This is a genomic window from Gemmatirosa kalamazoonensis, assembly GCF_000522985.1.
GTDB lineage: Bacteria > Gemmatimonadota > Gemmatimonadetes > Gemmatimonadales > Gemmatimonadaceae > Gemmatirosa > Gemmatirosa kalamazoonensis.
In genome coordinates this window covers 4,244,756-4,269,475 of record NZ_CP007128.1, presented here as the reverse complement: position 1 = coordinate 4,269,475, position 24,720 = coordinate 4,244,756, and the positions used below count along the sequence as shown (strand labels likewise).

The window sequence follows — 24,720 nt, the reverse complement described above, 5'->3', positions numbered from 1 at the left end:
CGTCGTGCCGAAGCGCCCGTTCTTCTACCGCGAGACGGACGGCATCCGGATCACGGTGCGGCCGGCGTACCTGCGCGAGCAGTCGCGGCCCGCCGAGCGGCAGTACGTGTTCGTGTATCACGTGCGCGTCGAGAACGTGAGCGGGCGCACCGCGCAGCTCATGAGCCGCCGCTGGCTGATCCACGACGCGATCGGCGAGGACACCGAGGTCGAGGGCGACGGCGTCGTCGGCGAGCAGCCCGTGATCGCCCCTGGCCGCATCCACGAGTACCGCAGCTTCTGCGTGCTGAAGTCGCCGCACGGCCACATGGAGGGCCAGTACCGCTTCGTGCGCCCCGATGGCTCGCGCTTCGAGGCACAGATCCCACGCTTCACACTCGACGCGAAGGCGCGCGACGATTGAATGGATGCTCGGGGCCTGGTCGGATCGAACCGCAGCGGACGCAGAGGGCCGCGGAGGAGAACCACTGAGACTGGTTTTCTCCGCGTCCTCCGCGTCCTCTGCGGTTCGATGTCGTCAGAGCGCGTCGACCCAGATCAGCGACGCGAACGGCGCGTAGAGCGTCGCGAAATCGGGCTCCGGCAGCGCGTCGCGCACGAGCAGCCCGAGCGCCGCGGCGAGCGCCGCTGCCGCCACCGGGTGCGGCTCGCCGGAGGCGCCGCGCGGCCGCGTGATCTGCAGGATCGGTCCGACGACCGCGTCGCGCTCGCGGGTGCGGTCGAGCCGCTCCACTACGTCGGCGAGCGCGCGGTCGGCGGCCGCGAAGCGGCGCGTCGGCTCCAGCGTCGCGAACGTCGCCGCCGCCGCGTCCCACTCGGCCTCGCCGAGGGCGGCGAAGCGCTGGAGGAAGCGGCGGATGGCCGGCGTGTTCGGGCCGTACGGCGCGGTCGGGGCAGGGGCGGGATCCATGGCGTCGGGAAGGTTAACCACGCTCCGCCGCGTGTCGCGCGTCACGCCTGCCCGGTGACGGGGCGGCGGTCGCCCGGGTCCGCAACGTCTGGCGAGCCGCCCGGCTCGGCGAACCGTGCGCGGCCGGACCGGCGCGGCTATCTTGCGTTGCTGCGACGGGGTGGCCCGCCGCACGCCACCGACCTGTATCCAGTTCTCCCACCGTATGGCGAAGCAAGACGCGATCGAGCTCGAAGGCACCGTGACCGAGGTGCTCCCGAACGCCACGTTCCGGGTCGTCACGAAGGGCGGTCACGAGGTGCTCTCGACGCTCGCCGGCAACATGCGCCGGTTTCGTATCCGCGTCCTTCAGGGCGACCGCGTCACGCTCGAGGTGTCGCCGTACGACCTGACCCGCGGGCGCATCACCTTCCGCCACAAGAGCTGACCGCGGCACGATCCCTGTACGCCTCCGGGTCACACGGATCCGGAGGAAGGGATGGCTGACACGACGGTCACGAAGATCGATTCGCGCGAGTCGCCGGTCGGCGCGATGGGGCAGCGGTACCTCGCGTCCGGCAAGCGCGTCGCGATGCGGCTGTGGGAGAACGAGGCGCCGGCCGAGCCGAAGCCGCCGACGAGCCGCGACTACGAGACGGTCGGCTACGTGCTGAGCGGCCGCGCCGAGCTCCACCTCGAGGGCCAGATGGTGCGCCTGGAGCCGGGCGACTCCTGGGTGGTGCCGCAAGGCGCCAGCCACACCTACCGCATTCTCGAGACGTTCTCCGCCGTCGAGGCCACGTCGCCTCCGGCGCACGCGCACGCGAGGGACGAGAGCTAGTCCGGCCCACGCGGAGACGCGGAGAACGCGGAGACCACCACGGCTTCGCACTTGGTGGTCTCCGCGTTCTCCGCGTCTCCGCGTGAGAATACCGGCTTATCGCGTGGCGACGTCACACGCAAGCCGTTGTCGGGAGCCGCTCGGCGGGCGACCTTGTGGTCCCCCGTTACCCGCCGCACCGATGACGTCCCTCCGCCTGGTCGATCAGATCGCGCGCGAGCTCTCGCTCAACGCGCGCCCCGTCGCCGCGGCCCTCGCGCTGTTCGCCGAGGGCAACACGCTCCCGTTCATCGCGCGCTACCGCAAGGAGGCCACCGGTGGCCTCGACGAGGTGCAGCTGCGCGACGTGCGCGATCGCGCCGAGTACCTCGAGGAGCTCGAGGCGCGCCGCGCGGCCGTGCTGAAGTCCATCGAGGAGCAGGGCAAGCTCACCGACGACCTGCGCGCGCGCATCGACGCCGTCGACACGAAGCAGGCGCTCGAGGACCTGTACCTCCCGTTCAAGCCGAAGCGGCGGACGCGCGCCATGATCGCCCGCGAGCGCGGCCTCGAGCCGCTCGCCGACCGGCTGTGGAGCGGCGACGTCGACGACGCGACCGCCGAGCGCGAGGCCGCGACGTTCGTCGACGCCGCCAAGGAGGTCCCCGCCGCGAGCGACGCGCTGCAGGGTGCGCGCGACATCCTCGCCGAGCGCGCCGCGGAGGACGCGACGCTGCGCGGCACCGTGCGCGAGCTCACGCGCGCCCGCGGCGTCGTGCGCTGCGCGGTGGTCGCGGGGAAGGGCGAGGAGGTGTCGAAATTCCAGGACTACTACGACTTCTCCCAGAAGCTCGGCGACCTGCCGTCGCACCGCGTGCTCGCCATCCGGCGCGGCGAGGAGGAAGGGTTCCTGACGTGGCAGATCGACGCGCCGGTGGACGACGTCATGGGCGCCATGCGCCGCCACGTCGTCGGCGACCGCCGCGCGTCGAAGCAGCTCGAGCTGGTCGCGCAGGACGCGTACAAGCGCCTGCTCGCGCCGTCCATCACGGTGGAGCTGCGTCTGGAGCTGAAGGCGCGCGCCGACGAGGAGGCGATCCGGATCTTCGGCCGCAACCTCGAGGAGCTGCTGCTCGCCGCGCCCGCCGGCGAGCGCGTCGTGATTGGCCTCGATCCCGGCTTCCGCACCGGCGTGAAGGTCGCCGTCCTGTCGCGCACCGGCGCCGTGATCGACACCGACGCCTGGTACCTCCATCAGCCGGATCGGTTCGCCGAGCAGCTCGCGCGCGCCGTGGCGCGGCACCGCCCGGAGCTCATCGCGATCGGCAACGGCACCGCGTCGCGCGAGACGGAGAAGCTCGCGCGCGAGGTCCTCGCCGGCCTAACGGGCGATGTCACCCCGCCGCGCGTCGTCGTCGTGAACGAGAGCGGCGCGTCGGTCTACTCCGCCTGCGACGTCGCGCGCGACGAGCTGCCCGACCTGGACGTGTCGCTGCGCGGCGCCGTGTCCATCGCGCGCCGGCTGCAGGATCCGCTCGCGGAGCTCGTGAAGATCGACCCGAAGTCCATCGGCGTCGGTCAGTACCAGCACGACGTCAATCAGACGCAGCTCAAGAAGCGGCTCGACGAGATCGTCGAGAGCTGCGTGAACCGCGTCGGCGTCGAGGTGAACACGGCGTCGCCCGCCCTGCTCTCGTACGTCGCCGGCATCGGGCCCACGCTCGCGCAGAATGTCGTGAGGACGCGCGACGAGCGCGGAGGCTTCCGGTCGCGGCGCGAGCTGGCCGACGTGCCGCGGCTCGGCGCGAAGGCGTTCGAGCAGTCGGCCGGCTTCCTGCGCGTGCGCGGTGGCGCGCACCCGCTCGACGCGTCGGCGGTGCACCCGGAGCGGTACGCGCTCGTCGAGCGGATGGCCGCGGACCTCGGCACGCCGCTCGGGGACCTCGTTGGGAACGACGCGCTCGTGGATCGCATCGAGCCCACGCGGTATCTCAGCGACGAGGTTGGGCTGCCGACGCTGCGCGACATTCTGTCGGAGCTGAAGAAGCCGGGACGCGATCCGCGCGACGCGTTCGAGCTCCCCGCGTTCCGCGACGACGTGCGCGAGCCGAAGGACCTCGTCCCGGGCATGCGGCTCGAGGGCGTGGTGACGAACGTCGTCGCGTTCGGCGCGTTCGTCGACGTCGGCGTGCACCAGGATGGTCTCGTGCACGTCTCGCAGCTCGCCGACCAATATGTCAGTGACCCGAATCGGGTTGTGCGGGTCGGACAGAAGGTGGCGGTCACCGTCGTGTCGGTGGATCTCGCGCGAAGCCGCATCGCGCTGACCATGAAGCGGCAGGCCGCTGCCGCCGCCGCGCCGCGGCCGAAGAAGGAGACCGGCTTCGTGCCGCGCTCCGGCGCGGTGGCGCCCAACGGCATGCGCTTTCGCTAGGTTGCGGGGTCGCGGTGCCGCTACGACATCGCCGCGGTTTGCACCATCGTCGCACGAATCAATAGGTTTGCCGCTCGATCGCGCCCGGGGCTCTCTCTGCCTGGGCGCGCGTAGCTCGTTCCGACCCGCCGCTCCGCGCGGCGGTCTCCGCTCACCCTCTCTGGAGAGAGCAATGACGCCTAAGTTCGCGCGAGCGGCCGGGCTGTTGTTCTGCCCCCTGGCGCTCGCCATCCTGGCGCCCCGCTCGGTGCTCGCACAATCCACCGGGACCATCCGCGGTCGCGTCACGGAGTCCGCGGCGCAGGCGGCCGTGTCCGATGCCCAGGTGTCGATCGCAGGCACCCAGCTCGGCGCGCTCACGAACGCGACGGGCGATTTTACGATCCTCAACGTGCCCGCGGGCACGCGCCAAGTCACCGTGCGGCGCATCGGCTACACGCCGCGCAGCCGCACGGTGACCGTCGTGGCCGGCCAGACCGCGCGCGTCGACTTCGCGGTCGACAAGTCGGCCGCCACGCTCGACCAGGTCGTCGTCACGGCGCTCGGGCAGACCGCGGTCGCCCGCACGCTCGGCGCCGCGCAGCAGACCGTCGGCGGCGAGCAGCTCGCGACGTCGCAGCGCGACAACTTCGTCAACGCTCTCCAGGGCCGCGTCGCCGGCGTCGAGGTGAACAGCTCCTCCGGCATCCCCGGCGCGTCGACGTCGATCACCATCCGCGGCATCAGCTCGATCAGCAGCAGCAACCAGCCGCTGTTCGTCATCGACGGGCTGCCGATGGACAACAAGACGCTGAACACCGGCGTCCTCGCGTCCGACGCGAACTCCAACACCGCGTTCAGCAACCGCGGCGTCGACTTCACCAACCGCGCGGCCGACATCGACCCGAACGACATCGAGTCGGTGACGGTGCTGAAGGGCCCCGAGGCCGCTGCGCTTTACGGCATCGACGCGTCGAACGGCGCGATCATCATCACGACGAAACGTGGCCGCGCCGGCTCCCAGAGCTTCCAGTACTCCAACAGCTTCCGCGTCTCCAACGTCCGCGACGAGCCGGCCATCCAGCGCGTGTACGGCCCGAGCGGCGTCGGGACCTCGACGTTCCAGTACTTCGGCACGCCGTACGCCGACACCACGCACTTCTACGACAACGTCGCAGCCTTCTTCCAGACCGGCCTGTCGCAGAACCACAACCTGAACTTCAGCGGCGGCGCGGCGGATGGACGCCTGAACTACCGCGTCTCGTCGGGGCTCGTCCGCACCGAGGGCGTGATCCCGAACTCGAAGTACGACCGCGTGAACGTGACGGGCGCGTCGAACGGGCAAGCGACGAAGTGGCTCGACGCGGATCTGTCGATGAACTACTCGTACGCCACGAACGATCAGCCCTTCAAGGGCGACAACGGCCCGCTCGTCGGCCTGCTCGTGTGGCCGGTGAACAACAACGCGGCCGACTACCTCACGCCGGCCGGCACCCGCCGCCGCGTCACGACGCTGACGCAGGGGGCCGAGGTCGACAACCCGTTCTTCAACGTCGCCAAGAACAAGATCAACTCGAAGAACAACCGCCTGATCGCGAACCTGACGTTCACGCTCACGCCGTTCTCGTGGGGGAGCCTCAAGACGCAGCTGGGGTCGGACAGCTACACGAACCAGAACCTGATCCTCCGCAACCCGGAGAGCGCGTACGGCTTCAGCAACAACGGTATCCTGGATCAGGCGAACGACGTCACGCGCAACCTCACGTCGCAGACGATCTTCACGCTGAACGCGCAGCCGATCCTCCCGAACCACCTGTGGGTGAACGGGATCCTCGGCAACGCGATCTACGACAACCAGTCGAACGTGGTCGCGCTGACGGGGACGAACTTCCTCGATCCGAACTTCGTCTCCATCAACAATACGTCGAGCCGCGCCAGCCTGACGACGCTCGGGCGGCTCCGCCGCATCGGCGCGTTCGGCCAGGCGTCGTTCGATTTCAATCACTACCTGTACGTGAACGTGCAGGGTCGCAACGACTGGACGTCGACGATCCCGCGCCCGAACAACTCGTTCTTCTACCCGTCGCTGTCGACGAGCTTCGTGTTCTCCGACGCGTTCCCGTCGGTGCGACGCTTCGTGACCGGGCGGCTCAAGGCGGCGTACGCCGACGCCGGCCGTGACGCGGCGCCGTACGCGTACACGCCCGCGCTCGAGTACAAGACCACGGCCGGCAATGGCTACGGCTACGGCTTCTGGGGCCCGAACCGGAACCTCAAGCCGGAGTTCAAGAAGGAGTACGAGGTCGGCGCCGAGCTGGCGTTCTTCAACGATCGCTTCGCCGTCGAGCCGACGTTCTATCGCAGCCAGACGACGGACCAGATCGTCCAGAACATCCGCGGCAGCTACGGCACGGGCTTCATCCTGTTCAACCTCAACGGCGCGACGACGCGCAATCAGGGGCTCGAGCTCGTGCTGCGCGGCACGCCACTCCAGCGGCGGGACCTTAGCTGGGACGTGCTGGTGAACTTCGACAAGCACCACGGCAAGGTGCTCTCGCTGCCGCACGACCTCGTGGAGTCGTACGTCTCCGACACGTGGCTCTACGGCAACGTGCGCGCGGGCACCATGCCCGGCCTGTCGACCGAGTCGCTCACGGGGCTGTTCTACCTGCGCAACAAGGCCGGGCAGCTGCTCATCGATCCGACGTCCGGCCTGCCGATTCGATCGGCCGACTTCATCGACGCCGGCTACGACCGGACGCCGAAGTACACGGTCGGCGTGTCGAACACGATCCGCTACCGCAAGCTGTCGCTCGACTTCCTCGTCGATTTCCGCCGCGGCGGCGACATCTTCAACGCGACCGAGCAGTTCCTCACGGCGCGCGGCCTCGCGACCAGCACGCTCGACCGCTTCACCCCGCGCATCATCCCGGGCGTGCTGCGTGACGGCAAGGAGAACTCGGCGAACCCGACGCCGAACAACGTCGTCGTCGTGCCGGCGGTGAACACCGGCTACTACACCGGCATGAGCGAGGAGCTGTTCATCGAGCGCAACATCAACTGGGTGTGGCTGCGCGACGTGACGCTCCGCTACCAGATCCCGCCACGCATCGCGCGTAACGCGAGCATCTTCGTCACGGGCACGGACCTGTTCCTCTCCACGAACTACACCGGCCTGGACCCGATGACCAACGGCAACACGGCCGCCGTCGGCGGGTCGGGCGCCGTCGGCATCGACTACGCGAACTTCCCGACGCCGCGCGGCTTCAACTTCGGCCTCAAGCTGGGCTTCTGAGATGCGACCTCTCTTCGCGCGCCGGACGCCCAACGGGCCCGCACCGCTCCGTCGAATGACGACACTCCGCACGCTGTCCCTCGCCGTCGCCGCGGCGGCCGTGAGCCTCGCCGCCGGTTGCAAGGACTTCCTCGACGTCAACACGAACCCCAACGCGCCCACGACCGTCACGGCGAATCTCTACCTGCCGCCGATGATCCACTGGCTCGTGACCTCGCCGATGTACGACGCCCGCTTCGTGGGCCGCTACACACAGGAGTGGACCGTGCCGGTCACGACCAGCACGCCGTCCACATGGGATCGCATGGGCTACGACCCGTCGAGCGACAACGGCGGCGAGCAGTGGCGCGACGTGTACTGGACGTACGGCCAGAACCTCGTCGACATGATGACGAAGGCTCAGGCCGAGCAGCGCTGGGACCTGCTCGGCGTCGGCCAGGTGCTCAAGGCGTGGGGGTGGCAGGTGCTCACCGACCTCCACGGCGAGATCATCATCAAGGAGGCGTTCGACCAGACGCGCTTCAGCTTCGACTACGACACGCAGGAGTACGCGTATCAGGTCGTCGACAGCCTGCTCGGCGAGGCGATCAAGAACCTGAAGCGCACCGACGGCGCCGTCGATCAGGTGTACCTCGCGCGCGGCGATAAGCTCTACAACGGCGACCGCACGAAGTGGCTGAAGTTCGCCTACGGCCTGCGGGCGCTGAGCCGCAACCACTTCACGAACAAGTCGACGTACAACCCCGCGCAGGTCGTCGCCTACGTCGACAGCTCGTTCACGAGCAGCGCCGACGATGCGGTGTTCGGCTTCACGAACGCCGATCCCGCGTTCGCGGACTACAACTTCCTCGGCCAGAGCCGCGGCAATTTCCAGGGGTACCGGCAGACGCAGTTCGCCGTCGCCCTCATGGACGGCACGGACTTCGGCGTCGTCGACCCGCGACTGACCCGCATGCTCGCGCCGTCGCCCGACGGCCAGTTCCGCGGCCTCGACCCGAACAACCCGAACGGGCCGATCCCGACGAACAGCCAGACGTACCCGAACGACTTCTACGGCGCGCCCGGCACGGCCCGCCCGACGCCCGGACGCTACCTGTTCGACGACAAGGTCAAGATGCCGGTCATGACGTATGCCCAGCTCCAGTTCGTGAAAGCGGAGGCGGCGTATCGGCGCGGCGACAAGTCGACGGCGCTCGCGGCCTACAAGAACGGCATCTCCTCGCACATCGATTTCGTGAACGCGCGGCTGGCCGAGGTGGGCAATGCGGCGAACCCGCCGATCTCGGCGGCGGAGAAGAACGCGTTCCTCGCCAGCACGGCCGTCGTGCCGACCGATCCGAACGCGCTCACGCTCACGCAGATCATGTCGCAGAAGTACATCGCGCAGTGGGGCTGGGGGCACAACGAGATGTGGATGGACATGCGGCGGTATCACTACACCGACGCGGACCCGGCGAGCGGGAAGCAGGTTTTCCCGGCGTTCGCGATCCCCACGAACCTGTACCCGGACAACGGCGGCAAGCCGGCGTATCGCATCCGCCCGCGCTACAACTCGGAGTACGTGTGGAACAAGCCCGGGCTCCAGGTGATCGGTGGGCTCGACGCCGACTACCAGACGAAGCCGCTCTGGATCGTCCAACCGTAACGATCACCCACTCATGAACCGGAACCGCAATCGAACGCTGGCCGCGCTCCTCGTCGCCGCCGCGCTGACCGGGTGCAGTGGGGACGGCGTGCAGCAGATCACCGCCCCCACCGCCGGTGCCTTCGTGAAGTTCTTCAACTTCGCCGTCGGCGCGCCCGGGGTGGACTTCTACGCCAACGAGCAGAAGATCACGGCCGTGAGCACGGGCGGGTGCACCCCGCCGAACAATCCGGCCTGCCTCACCACCGGGCTGCCGTCGACGACCGGCGTCGCGTCGGGCTCCGCCGGCAACGGTGGCCTGTACAACGAGATCGTGCCGGGGCAGTACACGTTCCAGGGCCGCATCGCCGCCGCGACCGACAACGGGCTGGCGATCTCCAGCGTCGCCGGGGCGCTCGCCGACGGGAAGTACTACTCGTACTACACCAGCGGCATCTATGACGCGGCGACGAAGAAGGCCGACGCGTTCCTGATCGAGGACGTGCTCCCGACGTCGACGGGCCCGTCGATCGTCAACGTGCGCTTCGTCAACGCGATCTCCAATTCCACCCCGATGACGCTGTTCGTGAAGGACTCGGCCGGCGTCGAGCACCCGATCGGCGGTGCCGTGCCGTACAAGACGGCGGGCGCGTTCGCGGCGATCCCGGGCGGCACGTACGACCTCGTCGTGCGGGCCGGCAGCACGGCCGCGGCGCTCATCAGCCGCGCCGCGGTCTCGTTCCCCGCGCTGTCCGGTGGTCGCGCGTTCACGGTCGCTGCGCGCGGGGACATGACGGTGACCTCGACGACGGCGGCCAACCGCCCGCAGCTCGACAACACCGCGAACCGGTGAGCTGAGCGGCGGCTCGCCTCAGCGCGTGGCCCCGCGACGACTTCGGTCGCGCGGGGCCACGCGTGCCTTCGCCCGGTGCATGGACCGCCCTTGCAGGGGGCCGTGCCGCCGAAGAGCTTGCACGCATGATCGCGCCGTGGCGGTGGAACCGCCGACGCGCCGACGCGCGCGTCGACACGCTGCCTTCGCTCGCCACGCTGGTGGCGTGTGGCATCGCCGCCGGGTGTGGCCACCGCGGCGGCACGGACCCCGGCGACCCCGTCGCCGTATCGGTGTCCATCGCCGTGCCGATGCGCACGCTCCACGTCGGCGACACGCTCCGCGCGAACGCCGCGGCGTTCGACTCTACCGGCCACACGCTGCAGGGCGTCGCCACGCGATGGGAGTCCAGCGACCCGCGCGTCGCGTCGGTGTCGTCGTCGGGGCTCGTGCTCGGTCTCGCGCCCGGCACCACGACCATCACCGCGACCGTCGGTACCGCGCGCGGCACGGTGGAGGTGCAGGTGCTGCGGCCGCTCGCGTTCACCGTCTCGGTGCTGCCGGAATCCACCGCGGTCGCGGCGTCGGTGATCGTCGACTTCACCGCGACGGCGCGCGACGTCGCCGGCCAGCCCATCGCCGGCGTGCGGCCCGAGTGGCTGTCGACCGCGCCCGACGTCGCCACCGTCGATGGGGACGGACGCGTCACGGCCCTCGCGCCGGGACGCGCCGAGATCCTGGCGACCGTCGACGCGGTGGCCGGCCGCGGCATCGTCGTCGTCACCCGTCCGTCCAGCGTGCACGTGACGAGCGTCGCGCCGGCGGTGCTCGTTCCCGGCGCGACCGTGACCATCGCCGGCAGCGGCTTCTCCGCCAACCGCACGTCGAACACCGTCACGATCGGCGGCGTCGTCGCGACGGTGCGCACGGCGAGCGCCACCCAGCTCACGGCGACGGTCGCGAGCACCGGCTACGGCTGCGTGCCCACGCGCGACGTGCCCGTCACCGTCACCGTCGCCGGCGAGAGCGGCTCGCTTGCCGCATCGCTGCAGGTCGCGCAGCGGCGCACGCTGCCCGAGGGGCAGGCCATCGTGCTGTCCGATCCGGCGCAGAGCGCGTGCAACGAGCTGGCGCCCGCCACCGGCCGCTACGTCGTCGCCGTGTTCGATCCGTCGACGTCGAGCACCGCGGTCCCGTTCGCCCTTCGCGGCGCGCCGAGCGTCGCACCGCCCCCGGTCGACCCCGCGGCGGCGAGCGAGCGGCTCGCGTCCGTGGCCGCCGCGCACGCAGTGCGCGCGACGAGCGCGGCCCTGCCTGACGCGCGCATCGCCGCCCTCGGCGACACGGTCACCCTGCACGTTCTGACGGCAGGCGCGCGTGGCTGCGGCGACCCCGCGGTCGACGTGCGGGCGCGCACGGTGGTCGTCGGCCAGCGCGTCACGGTGCTGGAGGACGTCGCTGCGCCGCTCGCCGGCACCATGGACGACGACTACCGCGCTATCGCGCAGGAGTACGACGACGTCACGTTCCCGCTCGTCGAATCGACGTTCGGCAATCCGCTCGCCGTCGACGCGCGGCTCGGACGCACGGGGCGCATCGCGTTGCTCTTCACGCCGGAGGTGAACGCGCGCGGGGTGTTGGGCATGTCGTTCAACTGCGACCTGCTGCCGTCGTCGACGGCGCGCGCGAGCAACGAGCAGCAGATCGTCTACCTCGCCGTGCCCACGTCCTCGGCACCCGGCTTCGGCGACGGCCGCTTCACGGGCACGCGCGCCGCGTGGCGCCGCCGCATCCGCGCCATCGCCGCCCACGAGACGAAGCACGTCGCGTCGTACGCCGAGCGGCTCGCGCGGTCCGCGCCGTTCGAGGAGCCGTGGGTCGAGGAGGGAAGCGCGCTCGTCGCCGAGGAGCTGTTCGCGCGCGCCGTACGCGCGCTGCCGACTCGGCGCGAGACGGGCTACGCCGAGAGCCTGGAGTGCGAGCTGCGACCGACGTTAGGCGGGTGCGACCTGATCCCCGTCGCGTTCTCCGACGCGTTCGCGCGCCTGCACGCCATGCTGGTCGATCCGGCGGCGCTCACGCCGGTGGTGACCGATCCCGCGCTCGATCCCGGTGGCGCGTTCTACGGCGGCGCGTGGTGGCTGCTGCGCTGGGCCGCCGACCACGCCGGCCCGACCGACCCGCCGTTCTTCCGCGCGCTCGTCGCGGGCCCGCAGACGGGCGCCGACAACGTCGCGGCCCGCGTCGGCCGCCCGTGGCCCGATCTGCTCGGCGAGTGGTGGCTCGCCACCGCCCTCGACGATCGGCCGGGATTCGTGCCGCAGCGCGCGACGCTCGGCGAGCCGAGCTGGCGGCTGCGCGACGTGCTCGCCGGCGCGAGCGCGACCGGCGACCCGCGCTTCCCGCGCGCCTTCCCACTGCAGCCGCGTGCGCTCTCGTTCGGCGACTTCGTCGTCGACGTGCCTAACGGGGTGCGCGGCGGCGGCGCCGTGTTCTTCGAGCTGAGCGGACCCACCGTCGCGCGTCAGCTCCTCGAGGTCCGCTCCCTCACGCCCGGTGCCGCCGCGCCGCCGTTGGGCATCGCGATCGCGCGCGTGCCGTGACGGAGGCGACGGCGCGAGGGGCTCGATGGAAGGCGAGAGCACACCGATGGGGATCCGACGACGATCGCGAGGACCTCCCGAGCCGATCGGCATGAGCGCCGCGAGCCTGACGTCCCTTGAGCCCTTTCCGCGTCAGGACTCCCTCAGCGACGCCATCGGCGTCTCCCGATAGCCGTCCCGCGCCGTCAGCAGACCGATGGTGACCGTGATCGCCATCATCAGCGCCGCGATGCCCGCGGCCGCGAGCCAGTCCGGCTGGAAGCGCCCCTCGAACACGAAGTGCACCAATCCCCACGCGCCGCCGAACGCGAGCACCATCCCCGCCGCCGCGCCTAACGCGCCGAGCACCCCGTACTCCGAGAGGAGGATGCGCAGGATCTGACGGCGCGTCGCGCCGAGCGTCTTCAGCAGCACCGCCTCGCGCAGCCGATCGCGCCGCGTCGCCGCGACGGCGCTGAACAGCACCGGCAGCCCGCTCGCGAGCGAGAACAGCGCGAGGAAGCGCACCGCCATGCTCACGCGATCGATGATGCGTCCGATCGTCGCCTGCACGAGCGACAGGTCCACGCTCGACACGTTCGGGTGCGCCGTGACGACGTCGCGCTGCAGCCGCGCGACGCGCGTGGGATCCGGCACGCGTGCGAGCACCGCGAACTGCTTCGGCGCGCGGTCGATCGCCGCGGTCGGGAACAGCGCGAAGAAGTTCAGCTCGAAGCGCTCCCAGTCGATCTCGCGCAGACTGTTCACGCGCGTCGGCACCTTCACGCCCTGGACGTCCCAGGTGATTCGATCGCCGAGCTTCACGCGCAGGTCGTTCGCGAGGTTGCGGTCGAGCGACACGCCGTACACCGTGGCGCCCCTCTCGTCTCGCGTCGGCGCGGTCGACCACCGTCCGCCCGCGAGACGCTCGGTGCTCGTGAGCGTGTCGCGGTACGTCGACCGGTACTCGCGGCGGAGCGCCCACATCCCCTGCCGCCGCGTCGTGTCGCCGACGAGCGACGCGACCGGCCGGCCGTTGATCTCGGCGATGCGCATGGTCACGATCGGCGTCGCCTGCAGCAGCTCGCCGTTCGCCCGCACGCGCTCCGTCACCGACGCGATCTGGTCCTCCTGGATGTCGAACAGGATCACGTTCGCGCGCGACGTGAACCCCGCGCCGCTGAACTGACGCAGCAGGTTGGTCTGCACGAGAAACACGGTCGACACGAGGAACGCGCCGAAGCCCAGCGCCAGGGTCACCGCGCGCGTCTGGTTGCCGGGGCGGTACAGGTTCGCGATCCCCTGGCGGACGACGTACGGCCACCCGGCGCGCAGCAGCCGGCGCGCCGCCCACGTCGTCGCGAACGCCGACAGCCACAGCACGACGAGCGCCCCGCCGATGCCGACGCTGAGCCACACGCCCTCGCGCACGCGGCCGGTGCGCGTCACCGTGAGCGCGACCACGCTCGCGACGATCCCGAGCTCCACGAGCCGTCGCGGCCAATCGATGCCGCGCCGCCGCAGCGCGCCGGGGTCCACGTCGCGGCGAATCGCCTGCAGCGGCGACACGCGCCGGAGCGCGAGCAGCGGGCGCAGCGCGAACACGAGCGCCACCCACACGCCCACCGCGAGCCCCGTCGTGATCGCCGCCGGCGCGAGCGTCACCTGCACGTCCACCGGCAGGAACTCGCCGACCGCGTGCGGCAGAGCGAGCTGCAGCCCGACGCCGAGCAGCGCGCCGAACGCCGCGCCCACGAGTCCCATCGCCGCCGCCTGCGTGACGTAGATCGCCAGCACCTGTCGGCTCGTCGCGCCGAGACAGCGCAGCACCGCGACCGTGTCGATCTTCCGTGTCACGAACGCGCTCACGCCGCTCGCCACACCCACGCCGCCCAGCAGCAGCGCGATGAGGCCGACGATCGACAGGAAGTCGGTGAGCCGATCGATCGCGCGCGTGAGACCACGCTCCTCGTCGGCCACCGTGCGCGTGCGCACGCCGAGCGGATCGAAGCGCTTGCGCACGTCGCGCACGATCGCGCGCGCCTGCGCCTCCGGCATCGCCACGAACGACTCGTACTGCGCGCGCGCGCGCCGAAGCCCAGCAGATGCGTCTCCGCGAGGTAGCGCTCCGGGATGTACACGCGCGGCCCGAGCACCGCCGCGATGCCCGGGTCGCCCGGCACGTTCTCCAGCGCTCCGATGATCGCGAAGCGCGTGTAGCCGAGCACCAGCGTGTCGCCGACGTCGGCGTCGAGCGCGACGAGCAGCGAGCGGTCGACGAGCGCGTGCGGACCGGTCTGCAGCTGCGCCCAACGTCCCGCGGGCTGCGTCGTGACCTCGCCGTAGAGCGGCAGCGACGCCGACACCGCGCGCACCTGCACCAGTCGCGTGCCGCCCGTGCGCGGCACGAGCCCCATCGACGCGAACGTCACCTGCCGCGCCACCGGCGCGCCGCGCTCGGCGAGCGAGTCGAGCCACGCCGACACCGGCTTCGGCATCGGCGAGTTCCTGCCGAACGACAGGTCGCCGCCGAGCAGCGCGCGCGACTGCGTGCGCGCCGACTGCGCGACGTTGCTCGCGAAGGAGTCGATGGCGACGAGCGCCGCGACGCCGAGCGCGATGGACGACATGTAGAGCAGCAGGCGACGGCGCGCCGTGCGGCTCTCGCGCCACGCCAGCGCCAGAAGCACGCGGAGCGCGGAGCGTGGAGCGGCGAGCGTGGATCTCACGGGAGTGCCTCCGGCGCTCCACGCTCGCCGCTCCACGCTCCACGCTCGGTGTCCTCGACGACGGCGCCGTCGGCGAGCCGGATGATGCGCTGCGTGCGCGCGGCGAGATTGAGGTCGTGCGTCACGAGCACGATCGTCGTGCGCGACTCGCGGTTCAGCGACTCGAGCAGCTCCACGATACGCGCGCCCGTCGTCGCGTCGAGATTTCCGGTCGGCTCGTCGGCGAACAGGATGCGCGGGGCGTTCACGAACGCGCGGGCGATCGCGACGCGCTGCTGCTCGCCGCCGGAGAGCTGGGCGGGGAAGTGGTGCCCGCGCCCGCCGAGGCCCACGCGCTCCAGCAGCTCGCGGGCGCGCGCCGCGGCGTCGGTGGCGCCTCGCAGCTCGAGCGGCACCTGCACGTTCTCCTGCGCCGTGAGCGTGGGGATGAGCTGGAAGCTCTGGAACACGAAGCCGACCTTCTCGCCGCGCAGCCGCGCGCGCGCGCATCCTCGTCGAGCGCGCCCAGGTCCTGCCCGTCGAGCAGCACCGTGCCGCGCGTGGCGAGGTCGAGCCCGGCGAGCAGGCCGAGGAGCGTCGTCTTGCCGCTGCCGGAAGGGCCGACGATGGCGACGAACGCTCCTTGCGGAACGCTGAACGACACGTCGCGTAGTACGGCCAGCGGCCGGCCGCCGCTCTGGAACTCCTTCGTCAACTCACGGGCGACGAGCATGAAGATCTTGTCGGGACTCGGGACTCGAGACTCGGGACTCGGGTTCGTCTCACTGCTAATGCTAAGCGCGGGTGCGTGCTCCAGACGGGACGCCGGGAGCACGCCGAGCTCGGATGGAGCATCGCGCGCCGCACTCGAGTCCCGAGTTCCCAGTCCCGAGGCCCGACCCCCGCTGCGTGTCCTGTTCATCGGCACGAGCCTCACCGCCGGGCTCGGCCTCGACCCGGACAGCGCGTATCCGGCGCGCGTCCAGCGTAAGGCCGACTCCGCCGGCATCGCCATCCAGGCCGTCAACGCCGGCGTGAGCGGCGAGACGTCTGCCGGCGCGCTGCGGCGCATCGATTGGGTGCTGCGCGAGCCCGCCGACGTCGTCGTGCTGGAGACCGGGGCGAATGACGGCCTCCGCGCGCTGCAGGTGGATTCGACGCGCGCGAACCTCGTCGCCATCGTGCGCCGCATCCGGGCGAAGCTGCCCGAGGCGCGCGTGGTCCTCGTGCAGATGGAGGCGCCGCCGAACCTCGGCCAGCGCTACACGGCGGCGTTCCACGCCATGTTCCCCGACGTCGCGCGGACGGAGGGCGTCACGCTCGCGCCGTTCCTCCTCCAGGGCGTCGCCGGCATCGGGCGGCTCAACCAGGCCGACGGCATCCACCCGAACGACGCCGGCGAGCGGATCGTGACCGAGACCGTGTGGAAGGCGATCGAGCCGGCGCTGCGCGCGGCGACCGCAGCGACGGCCGCGGGGACGGGTTGACCTGTCGCGGAAGACTGCGTAAACTGAAAGGCTGTAACCACTTAGATTAACTTCGTCAGGACTCCGACTATGGCAATGCCGGCCACCCAGATCCGCCGCGGCATGGTCCTCGTGTTCGAGGGGCAGCCGTGCCGCGTGATCGAGTTCCGCCATCACACTCCGGGCAACCTGCGCGCGATGGTGCAGGCGAAGCTCAAGAACCTGCGCACGGGCTCCAGCTTCGAGCATCGCTTCCGCGCGGCCGACTCGATCGAGAAGGCGGACATGGAGACCCACGAGCTGGAGTTTCTGTATCAGGGTGGTGACACGTACCACTTCATGAACACGGAGAACTACGATCAGCTCGAGATGGACGACGAGATGCTCGGCGACAACGCGCAGTGGCTGCAGCCGGGGATGAAGATCCTGGCCGAGTACTACGACGGGAAGCCGATCGGCATCGAGCTGCCCCAGTACGTCGTGCTCGAGGTCGTGGACACCGCGCCCGTGATGAAGACGGCGACGAAGACGGCGTCGTCGAAGCCGGCGAAGCTCGAGAACGGCGTGACGGTGAACGTGCCCGAGTTCATCAGCACCGGCGAGCGGCTGCGCATCAATCCGTCGACGGGCGAGTACATGGACCGCGCGAAGGAGTGAGCGGCGCGCGGTGAGGTTGTAGCCCCGGACGGGGCCGCATAGATTCAGAGTTCCCCGCTCGTGAGGGCGGGGGTCATGGTGACTATAGCTCAACTGGTTAGAGCACCGGACTGTGGCTCCGGGGGTTGCGGGTTCAAGTCCCGTTAGTCACCCCTCTCGCACGACGAAGTCGACGACGTGGTGTAGGTCCGTAGCTCAATTGGTAGAGCACCGGTCTCCAAAACCGGCGGTTGGGGGTTCGATTCCCTCCGGGCCTGTAGGAGCGCTCACCCGAGCGCCGGTTGAAATGCGAAACGGGGCCGATTAGGTTTCAAGTCTCGTTCGCACAGCGCGTTGCGCGACGAACACGGCGGTATCGTCTAGAGGCCTAGGACACAGCCCTCTCAAGGCTGGAACACGGGTTCGAATCCCGTTACCGCTATCGGCTCCCTCGGGAACCCCCCTTCGAAAGGGTGCTTGCTCGACACGAGTCGGCCCCATCGTCTATCGGTTTAGGACGCTACCCTTTCAAGGTGGAGAGACGGGTTCGACTCCCGTTGGGGCTATCAGCAGGATGTGGCAACGGCCTCGCGGCCGTCGTTGGAAAGGGGCCGTAGCTCAGTTTGGTTAGAGCACTCGACTGTCACTCGAGAGGTCGCGGGTTCGAGCCCCGTCGGCCCCGTTGCTTGAAAACGCTGGATCGCTTGTTCGCGCCCTGGTGGTGAAATTGGTAGACACGCCATCTTGAGGGGGTGGTGCCGAAAGGCGTCGCGGTTCGAGTCCGCGCCAGGGCATGCAAGCATTCTTCGCAGCGCGGAACGTCTGAACGTCCCATTGCCACAGTAGCTCAGTGGTAGAGCACCCGATTCGTAATCGGGCGGTCGTCGGTTCAATCCCGACCTGTGGCTCTCTCCAGCGCCTCTTGCGGCCTCGCCCGCAAGAGGCGCAGATTGTTGAGGCATCTCGATGCAGGCTCTGCGGGAGTAGCTCAGTTGGTAGAGCGCCAGCTTCCCAAGCTGGATGTCGCGGGTTCGAACCCCGTCTCCCGCTCTCGAAAGACCACGGCCGGCGAGGCACCTCGGTGCTCCGCCGGCCTTTTTTCGTTTCCCCCGCACCCGCTCCCGATGCGTCGCCTTCTCGCCGCCGCGGCGTGCCTCGCCGCGGCCTCGCCGGCCGCGGCACAGCCCACGCGCCCCCCGCGTGTCCCGAGCGACGTCGTCGCGTTCTTCAGCGGCGAATGGTCGTGCGCCGGCGCGTTCGCGAACGGACGCCCGATCGAGTCGGACATCTCGTTCGCGCCGACGCTCGACTCGGCGTGGCTCGCCGGCGCCCACGTCGATCGGGCGCCGAACCGCTTCGCGGCGCGGCTGCAGTGGGGCGGCGACGCGAGCGGCGGGCTGCTCTCGGTTCTCACCGACAACTTCGGCGGCGCGCGCCGCTTCCGCGCGGCGCCGTGGCAGGGCGGGACGCTCGCGTTCACGACGGACACCACCGCGGGACGCCGCGAGCGCTTCACCTATCGGCGCGCATCGGACTCCACGTTCCGCATGACCTACGAGGTCTCGCGCGACGGCCAGGCATGGGCGCTCGGCGACTCGCTCACCTGCCGGCGCGTCGACGACGCGGCCGCCATCCGCGCGGTGCTCGACTCCACCGCCGCCGGCTGGAACCGCGGCGACCTGTCACGCTATCTGTGGGCGTACGTCGACACCGCCACGTCGATGGGCAGCAACGGCCCGGAGCGCGGCATCGCGGCGATCGAGGCGCAGATGCGCGCCGGCTTCTGGCGCACCGGGCGGCCGCTGCAGACGCTCCACTACGAGCACGTCGTCGTGCGTCCGTTAGGCACCGGCCACGCGCTCGTCACGGGGCAGTTCGTGCTCACCGGTGGCGGACGTCCCGATCGCACCGGCTGGTTCACCACGGTGTGGGCGCGCACGCCCGCCGGATGGCGGATGATCCACGATCACTCGTGATTCTCCGGCGTGCGGCGGCAGTGGCGTGGGACGAATCGTGGGACTCGGCACGCGCACGCCGCTGAGGACGTCCCCCCGCGCCCGCTACGACCCGACCACCAGCACGCCCCCGCCGCTGACGAGCACCGCCCCATCACCTGCTACGGCCGGCGGGACCATGAGCGTCCCCCCGCCGCTGACGAGCACCACCCCCGTGCCCGCCACCACCGGCGCGCTCGTCAGCGTCCCGATGCCGGTGATCGAGCCGGGCGTGCCGACGGTGCCGGCGCCGATGATCGCCGGCTGGGTGGCGAGCGTCGCTCCCCAGGTCGGGGAGCCGAGCACCTGGGGGTGCGCGTCGAACCAGTCCTTGGCGAAGTTGCCGAGCTTCGGCGCCGCGGCCGTGCTGTAGTGCTCCGAGAGCGCGTCGTAGTAGGCCGTATTCGCGCACGCGTGCGAGGGCGCGCGGTCGATCTGGAGGAAGCGCACGCCACCGTCGTTCATCGCCTCGAAGTCGAGCAGACCCACCACGCCCGGCAGCGCGAGGAACCCCGCGGGGTCGCGCAACCAGTCGTTCCACAGCTTCACGTTCACGCCCTTCTGGTTGATCGTGCCCGTCTTGGTCGGCGTGTAGAGCTGGTCGTAGTCGATCGAGGTCTGGCCGATCACCTTGAAGCCGAGCGCCACCGCCCGCGCGACGAACGCCGTGAAGAGCGAGATCACCGTCGGCACGTCGCCCGCGTTGACGTAGGTCGAGATGATCGGGTTGAGGACGAACCCCGTGAGGAGGAGGTGCGGCCCCCCGCGCCGGGTATCGAGCTCCAGCGCCACGCGGTAGTCCCACGTCGTATCGAACTCCACGAATCCAGCGCCGTTGTGCGCGGCACTCACCTTGTTCGGGTCGTCCTCGAGCCCCAGCGCGGCGAACGTCCCTGCGCCCGACTTGCGCTGCGCACAGGTCGTGAACCACCACCCGGTGCCGTTCGCGCCCGCCGTGTCCCCCGCGTCATCCACCGGCGAGGAGGTGCCGAAGCCGCGATCGTTGGAGGCGCCGATGTTGACGATCGTCCCCATCTTCGAGAGGTCGGGCGCGGCGCCGAACTGCGCGCGGGCGAACGCCTCGAACGCGTCGTCGAGCGCGCGGCTCCGCGTGGCCGAGCTGACGCCGACCCAGAGCACGGTCATGTCGGCGTAGGTCGTGCCCCACCGGCCTAACGCCACTTGGAGCGATCTGCTCGTCGCCACCGGAAGGCGGTGGCGCTTCACGCCCTGCCGGCCGCGCACATGCAGCTGGTAGACGTGCGGCCCGCCGAGCGCCGCGGCGACGTTCTGCTCGCGCCCCGCGATGACGGCGCGCACCGTGCTCCCCGCCGTGCTCTTGCTGTCGAGCGTCACGAGGTTGGTGGTGCCGCTCGGCCCCGCGTTCGCCTGGAGCCCGTAGGTGCCGCCCGGCCGCGTGGTGAGGTTGCAGTAGGGCAGCGCGGTGGTAAGCGTCGGATCGGGCGAGAGGCTCACGAGGTGCGCGCCGGCCGAGGGCGACCTCACCACCGCGAAGATGTGCAGCGCGTCCGTCGCGGCGAGGTTGATCGCCGAATCGAGCGCGGCGATCAGGTGGTCCTGGCGGGCGGCGCTGAACACGATCCCGCTCGCGGTCCACAGCGGCTGGCTCCCCGCCGTCGCCTGCGCGAGCGTGTTGAGGAAGCCCGCGCCCGCGCCGCGCACGTCGTCCCACGCGCTCACGCGATCGCTCCCGTCCTTCGTCACGTTCTCGCGCGAGTCCGCGACCGCCAGCCAGACCGCGTCGCCGCCCGTCGCCGCGATGAGGGCGTCGTTGGCGATGCGCGCGGCGGTGCGAACGATGACGGTGACGGCGTCGGTGTCCGTGGCGCTCGCCGAGTCCGTCGCGGTGAGCGTGATCGTGTGCGTGCCGAGCGAGAGGGTCGGGGAGATGCTCGTGCCGGTGCCTAACGCGCCGTCGAGGCTCGAGGTCCAGGCGAGCGAGGCGCCGGTGAGCGTGCCGTCCTCGGCGTCGGTGGCCGTGCCGGTGAGCGTCGTCGCGCTCCCCTGCGTCACCACCGTCCCCGCGGCCGGCGCGGTGATCGTCGCTGTGGGGGGGGCGTTGCCGCCGACAGACGCGCTCGTGAAGCTGCCGACCGAGTAGAACGCCGCGTCGGTGAAGTTCCTGCGCACCGCGCGCCGCTGATCCGCCGTGCGCGCCGTCTTGTAGATGCGGACCTCGCGCAGCTTGATGGTCGCCGGCAGGATCTGCGTGCGCGTGGCGCCATTCAGCCGGCGCGTGCCGACGCTGATGTCCTGCGGCGCGCTCGCGATCGGGGTCTGGACGGTCCCCGTCGTCGTGACGCCGTTCACGTCGAGGATGCGCCGCGCGGCGGCGGTCGCGTTCTGGAGGTCGAACACGGCGGCTCCGTAGTTGACCCCCACCGCGATCGCGCCGTTCGCCGCGTTGACGGCGTTCGTCAGGTTCTGCGAGCGCATCGAGTCCGTCGGGCGGACGCTCAGCTCGTACGGAATCTCCGGCGACGCGAAGTCCCCGAGGTCGACCAGCGAGGAGGTGCCCGCCGTGATCGAGGCCGTCGTCTCGAAGATCGCCTCGAGCGTGAGGACATTCTTGTCCGGCACCACGTCGCTCGCCCCGTTATGCTCGCCGTAGCTCGCGCCGTCGCCGGCGACCTGGCCGTCGCCGCTCTTGTCGAGGCTCGGCGTGCCGGCGCCGGTGATCGTGAGGTTGCGCCCGCCCGCCGTCGCGTCGGTGCCCACCCACGTGGCGCCGTTCCCCATGTGGCAGACGAACGCGAACGTGCTGGTGTCCCAGGCCGCCGCCGAGCTGTAGTCCGTGGCCTGCGAGCCATCGCCTAACGCGACGACGAAGGTCTGATCCGCGGTCTTGGAGACGGTGCGACCGGCAACGTAGAGCACGACCTCGCCGGCCGACGCGTCGTAGCGCGTGCGCTCGAAGGTGAGCTGCGTGACGAACGCGCCGCCCGAGTAGCTGGCGTAGGGCACGATGTCGCGCGCGTCGGCGCGACACAGCCCGCCGTTCGCCACGCTCGCCAGCTCCGCGGCGCTCAGGCGCACCGCGACCGTGAACCCCGTCACGTCGGCGGCGAGCGAGCCGTCGGCGGGGATGGTGACGGTGAAATAGCCGGCGAAGGCCATAGGGCGGGAGGCTAACTACGTGAGGCTGAGCGTCGAGATCGTCACGTTCTGCCCGACGGCGATCGACGTGTTATCGAGCGTGATGTCGCCCCCGCCGCCCGTCACCGTGATCGTGCCCTCGATGCGGTGCTGCGTGGTCGAGACGGCGCCGGTGTCGCCCGCCGCCTTGATGCGGAAATGCCCCGCGGTGCCGGCGCCGACGGCCGCCGTGGGCGTGAGCGCGGCATTCAGCGGCTTCACGGCATTCGACGCGGCGGCCCACAGGTCGGCCGGGAGCGTGATGCTCACGAGCAGCGTGCCGGTGGGCGCGGCCCCCGGCCCCGGCGGCGCGCCGGTGCGAATCTCCAGCGTGCCGCCGTTGAAGGCCGCGTCGATGCTGTCGAGCATCGTGTTCTTCGTGATCGTGTTGAATACCGTGGCCATGTCGGGAGCCTCGAAGCGGAAGGCGACAGCGAGGGGAGGCGTCGGCGCCGGATTCGCTCGGTGCGCGCTCGGTGCGCGCCGCGAGCCACGCCGCGTTGCAGAGCGGGAGCTTTTCAGCGACGGCTCGTCGACGTACCCGCGGCGCACGGCGTCGAAGATGCCCGGGGCGGTCGTCCAATGGTGCTCGGGCAGCCCTTTCGGCAGCGCCCACCACGCCTTCGTGCCCGTGTTCGGTATCGCATAGCCACGGAGGTAGCTTTCCTCGTCGGCCGCCGCAATGTCCCACCACGACGGATCGGCGGTACGCGCGGTCGGTCGGCAGCGCGGCCGGCACGTGCGCCGGCGCCGTCGTCCTGGACCGCCACGTCAACGGATGAGAGCGTCTCGTCGCAACAGGGCATCGGCCCCGTCGTCTGCCCCCGCCACGAGCCCACCGGATTGCCGTTAGGCACCCGGACGTTGTCGTGGGATTTGTCGTGGGAGTACCTTGGACAGAGACGGAGATGCGACGGGAGAGATACGGCAGTCGCCCCCAGGGACTGCACGCCGGGTGTCGGTGGGGTCTACCTTTCCCGTAGGACCGAACGAGGAGAGACGATGGACCGCATGACGATGCAGATCGACGGCATGAGCTGCGCGCACTGCGTGAAGGCGGTGCGCGACGCGCTCGCCGAGCTGCCGGGCGTCGAGGTGGAGCGCGTGGACGTGGGCTCGGCCACCGTCGCGTACGATCCGGCGCGGACGCCGAAGCGCGAGCTGCTCGACGCCGTGCGCGACGCGGGCTACGAGCCCGCCGGGGCCTAACGGGGATGACGGCACCCGCCGCCGCGCCCCAGCGCCCCGCCGCGCCCGCCGCCGCCGCCGAGCCGACGTACGTCGCTCCGGCGCTCACGCTCGAGGGTTGGTACTCGCATCACCAGCTCTTCACCGTCGATCGCGCCGCGCTGCGCGCGCTCTCGGTGGACTATCGCCGCGCCGCCGGCGAGGCGATGCGCGGAGCGATCGCGCGGCTCGTCTCGCCGGCCGACGGCGGATGGACGGCCGCGGTGCAGCTCGTCGGCGCTCCGGCCGACCTGATGCTGATCCACATGCGCCCCTCGCTCGACGGCCTCGGCGCCGCCGGCCGCGCCGTGCTGACGGAGCCGCTCGGCGACGTACTGCGCCGCACCTACGACTTCCTCAGCGTCACCGAGGCCGGGATGTACTCCGTCGCCGTGAAGGCCGCGAAGGAGACCGCGGCCCGTGGCGGCACCGTGGGCGACGCCGAGTACAACGCGCGGCTCGCCGAGCTGCTGGAGAGCGAGCGCGCATCGGCGCACGTGCAGAAGCGGCTCTTCCCGCCCGCGCCCGGCGAGGCGATGCCGTACGTCTGCTTCTACCCGATGTCCAAGAAGCGCGAGGCGGAGCAGAACTGGTACGCGCTGTCGCTCGAGGAGCGGAGCCGCCTGATGTGGGACCACGGCAAGACCGGTCGCCGGTACGCCGGGAAGGTGTTCCAGATCGTCACCGGGTCGGTGGGCTTCGCCGCGTGGGAGTGGGGCGTGACGCTGTTCGCGGCGGATCCGCTGGAGTTCAAGCGGATCGTGACGGAGATGCGGTTCGACGAGGTGAGCGCGAAGTACGCGTCGTTCGGCGATTTCTACGTCGGTCGCGTCGTGTCGCCGTCGGAGTGGGTCGCCTCGGTGCTCGGCCAGTAGCCGGCGAGGAGCCGAGGCGGGCTCGGCTCGGTTGTATCGGCCCCTGCCGACGGTTAGGTTGGGGAGTCCGCAGCGGCGCCGGGCTGTACCCGGTGAACGCGGGGACGGGACGTAGCGCAGCCCGGTAGCGCACCTGAATGGGGTTCAGGGGGTCGCGGGTTCGAATCCCGCCGTCCCGATGGGAAACGAGAAGCACCACGAGG

18 protein-coding genes, 9 tRNA genes and 1 pseudogene are annotated in these 24,720 nt (G+C 70.7%); 22 read left to right on the top strand and 6 right to left on the bottom strand.

All coding sequences use genetic code 11. The features are described from left to right. Positions 1 to 4 precede the first annotated feature (4 nt). Complete coding sequence (gene apaG / locus J421_RS18670; RefSeq protein ID WP_201773040.1) at positions 5 to 403, top strand: Co2+/Mg2+ efflux protein ApaG; 399 nt, start codon at positions 5 to 7, stop codon at positions 401 to 403. A gap of 114 nt (positions 404 to 517) precedes the next feature. Here the strand turns inward: apaG and J421_RS18665 are convergent, their stop codons facing one another. Next, positions 518 to 910, bottom strand: coding sequence for a hypothetical protein (locus tag J421_RS18665; protein WP_025412685.1), 393 nt, complete (start codon positions 908 to 910; stop codon positions 518 to 520). 205 nt (positions 911 to 1,115) lie between these two features. Here J421_RS18665 and infA point away from each other — a divergent pair, with 205 nt between their 5' ends. The 7 genes from infA to J421_RS32880 all read left to right on the top strand — a co-directional run bounded on the left by infA (position 1,116) and on the right by J421_RS32880 (position 12,476). Then, positions 1,116 to 1,337, top strand: coding sequence for a translation initiation factor IF-1 (infA, locus tag J421_RS18660; protein ID WP_025412684.1), 222 nt, complete (start codon positions 1,116 to 1,118; stop codon positions 1,335 to 1,337). 51 nt (positions 1,338 to 1,388) lie between these two features. Further along, positions 1,389 to 1,730, top strand: coding sequence for a cupin domain-containing protein (locus J421_RS18655; protein WP_025412683.1), 342 nt, complete (start codon positions 1,389 to 1,391; stop codon positions 1,728 to 1,730). 181 nt (positions 1,731 to 1,911) lie between these two features. Beyond that, positions 1,912 to 4,143, top strand: a complete 2,232-nt coding sequence (locus J421_RS18650; RefSeq protein ID WP_025412682.1) for a Tex family protein — start codon at positions 1,912 to 1,914, stop codon at positions 4,141 to 4,143. 172 nt (positions 4,144 to 4,315) lie between these two features. Then, positions 4,316 to 7,417, top strand: coding sequence for a SusC/RagA family TonB-linked outer membrane protein (locus J421_RS18645; RefSeq protein ID WP_025412681.1), 3,102 nt, complete (start codon positions 4,316 to 4,318; stop codon positions 7,415 to 7,417). 55 nt (positions 7,418 to 7,472) lie between these two features. Beyond that, positions 7,473 to 9,062 (top strand): RagB/SusD family nutrient uptake outer membrane protein, encoded by a 1,590-nt coding sequence (locus J421_RS18640; RefSeq protein WP_025412680.1) that lies wholly within the window; start codon positions 7,473 to 7,475, stop codon positions 9,060 to 9,062. Between the two features lie 13 nt (positions 9,063 to 9,075). Then, positions 9,076 to 9,894, top strand: coding sequence for a DUF4397 domain-containing protein (locus J421_RS18635; RefSeq protein ID WP_025412679.1), 819 nt, complete (start codon positions 9,076 to 9,078; stop codon positions 9,892 to 9,894). A gap of 125 nt (positions 9,895 to 10,019) precedes the next feature. Further along, complete coding sequence (locus J421_RS32880) at positions 10,020 to 12,476, top strand: Ig-like domain-containing protein (protein WP_025412678.1); 2,457 nt, start codon at positions 10,020 to 10,022, stop codon at positions 12,474 to 12,476. 132 nt (positions 12,477 to 12,608) lie between these two features. Here the strand turns inward: J421_RS32880 and J421_RS18625 are convergent, their stop codons facing one another. The 3 genes and pseudogenes from J421_RS18625 to J421_RS34650 form a co-directional block, all read right to left on the bottom strand. Further along, positions 12,609 to 14,324, bottom strand: a complete 1,716-nt coding sequence (locus J421_RS18625; protein WP_312845240.1) for an ABC transporter permease — start codon at positions 14,322 to 14,324, stop codon at positions 12,609 to 12,611. Further along, positions 14,321 to 15,184, bottom strand: coding sequence for an ABC transporter permease (locus J421_RS34010; protein WP_148306390.1), 864 nt, complete (start codon positions 15,182 to 15,184; stop codon positions 14,321 to 14,323). Before J421_RS34010 ends, J421_RS18625 begins: the two co-directional genes overlap by 4 nt. Further along, positions 15,181 to 15,896, bottom strand: a pseudogene (locus J421_RS34650) (ABC transporter ATP-binding protein). Before J421_RS34650 ends, J421_RS34010 begins: the two are co-directional and overlap by 4 nt. On the opposite strand from J421_RS34650, the gene J421_RS18610 reads away from it, so the two are divergent. From J421_RS18610 to J421_RS18560, 11 genes are all read left to right on the top strand, one after another. Continuing rightward, positions 15,790 to 16,650, top strand: coding sequence for an arylesterase (locus J421_RS18610; RefSeq protein WP_312845224.1), 861 nt, complete (start codon positions 15,790 to 15,792; stop codon positions 16,648 to 16,650). The pseudogene J421_RS34650 and the gene J421_RS18610 sit on opposite strands and share 107 nt — an antisense overlap. A 69-nt stretch (positions 16,651 to 16,719) precedes the next feature. Then, positions 16,720 to 17,286, top strand: a complete 567-nt coding sequence (efp, locus tag J421_RS18605; protein WP_025412676.1) for an elongation factor P — start codon at positions 16,720 to 16,722, stop codon at positions 17,284 to 17,286. Between the two features lie 78 nt (positions 17,287 to 17,364). Beyond that, positions 17,365 to 17,438, top strand: a tRNA-His gene (locus tag J421_RS18600). Positions 17,439 to 17,470: 32 nt separating this feature from the next. After that, a tRNA-Trp gene (locus J421_RS18595) sits at positions 17,471 to 17,543 on the top strand. 91 nt (positions 17,544 to 17,634) lie between these two features. Next, positions 17,635 to 17,707 (top strand) — tRNA-Glu (locus J421_RS18590). A 51-nt stretch (positions 17,708 to 17,758) separates the two neighbouring features. After that, positions 17,759 to 17,831: transfer RNA gene (locus J421_RS18585), tRNA-Glu, on the top strand. A 41-nt stretch (positions 17,832 to 17,872) separates the two neighbouring features. Further along, positions 17,873 to 17,947 (top strand) — tRNA-Asp (locus tag J421_RS18580). Between the two features lie 30 nt (positions 17,948 to 17,977). After that, a tRNA-Leu gene (locus tag J421_RS18575) sits at positions 17,978 to 18,059 on the top strand. A 42-nt stretch (positions 18,060 to 18,101) separates the two neighbouring features. Beyond that, positions 18,102 to 18,173 (top strand) — tRNA-Thr (locus J421_RS18570). 69 nt (positions 18,174 to 18,242) lie between these two features. Continuing rightward, a tRNA-Gly gene (locus J421_RS18565) sits at positions 18,243 to 18,315 on the top strand. A gap of 74 nt (positions 18,316 to 18,389) precedes the next feature. Next, entirely contained in the window at positions 18,390 to 19,241 is an 852-nt protein-coding gene (locus J421_RS18560; RefSeq protein ID WP_025412675.1) for a YybH family protein, read from the top strand. Positions 19,242 to 19,325: 84 nt separating this feature from the next. Here J421_RS18560 and J421_RS18555 read toward each other — a convergent pair whose 3' ends face one another. Both J421_RS18555 and J421_RS32875 read right to left on the bottom strand, forming a co-directional pair. After that, positions 19,326 to 22,397: a hypothetical protein gene (locus tag J421_RS18555; protein ID WP_025412674.1), complete on the bottom strand. Its 3,072-nt coding sequence runs from the start codon at positions 22,395 to 22,397 to the stop codon at positions 19,326 to 19,328. A 15-nt stretch (positions 22,398 to 22,412) separates the two neighbouring features. Further along, on the bottom strand, positions 22,413 to 22,820 hold the full coding sequence (locus tag J421_RS32875; protein ID WP_025412673.1) for a hypothetical protein: 408 nt from the start codon (positions 22,818 to 22,820) through the stop codon (positions 22,413 to 22,415). A gap of 597 nt (positions 22,821 to 23,417) precedes the next feature. On the opposite strand from J421_RS32875, the gene J421_RS32870 reads away from it, so the two are divergent. The 3 genes from J421_RS32870 (at position 23,418) to J421_RS18540 (ending at position 24,696) form a co-directional block, all read left to right on the top strand. After that, a complete protein-coding gene (locus J421_RS32870; RefSeq protein ID WP_025412672.1) occupies positions 23,418 to 23,624 on the top strand; it encodes a heavy-metal-associated domain-containing protein in 207 nt (68 codons plus the stop codon). A gap of 5 nt (positions 23,625 to 23,629) precedes the next feature. Then, positions 23,630 to 24,517 (top strand): hydrogen peroxide-dependent heme synthase, encoded by an 888-nt coding sequence (gene hemQ, locus J421_RS18545; protein ID WP_025412671.1) that lies wholly within the window; start codon positions 23,630 to 23,632, stop codon positions 24,515 to 24,517. Between the two features lie 105 nt (positions 24,518 to 24,622). Then, positions 24,623 to 24,696 (top strand) — tRNA-Pro (locus tag J421_RS18540). Positions 24,697 to 24,720 lie beyond the last annotated feature (24 nt).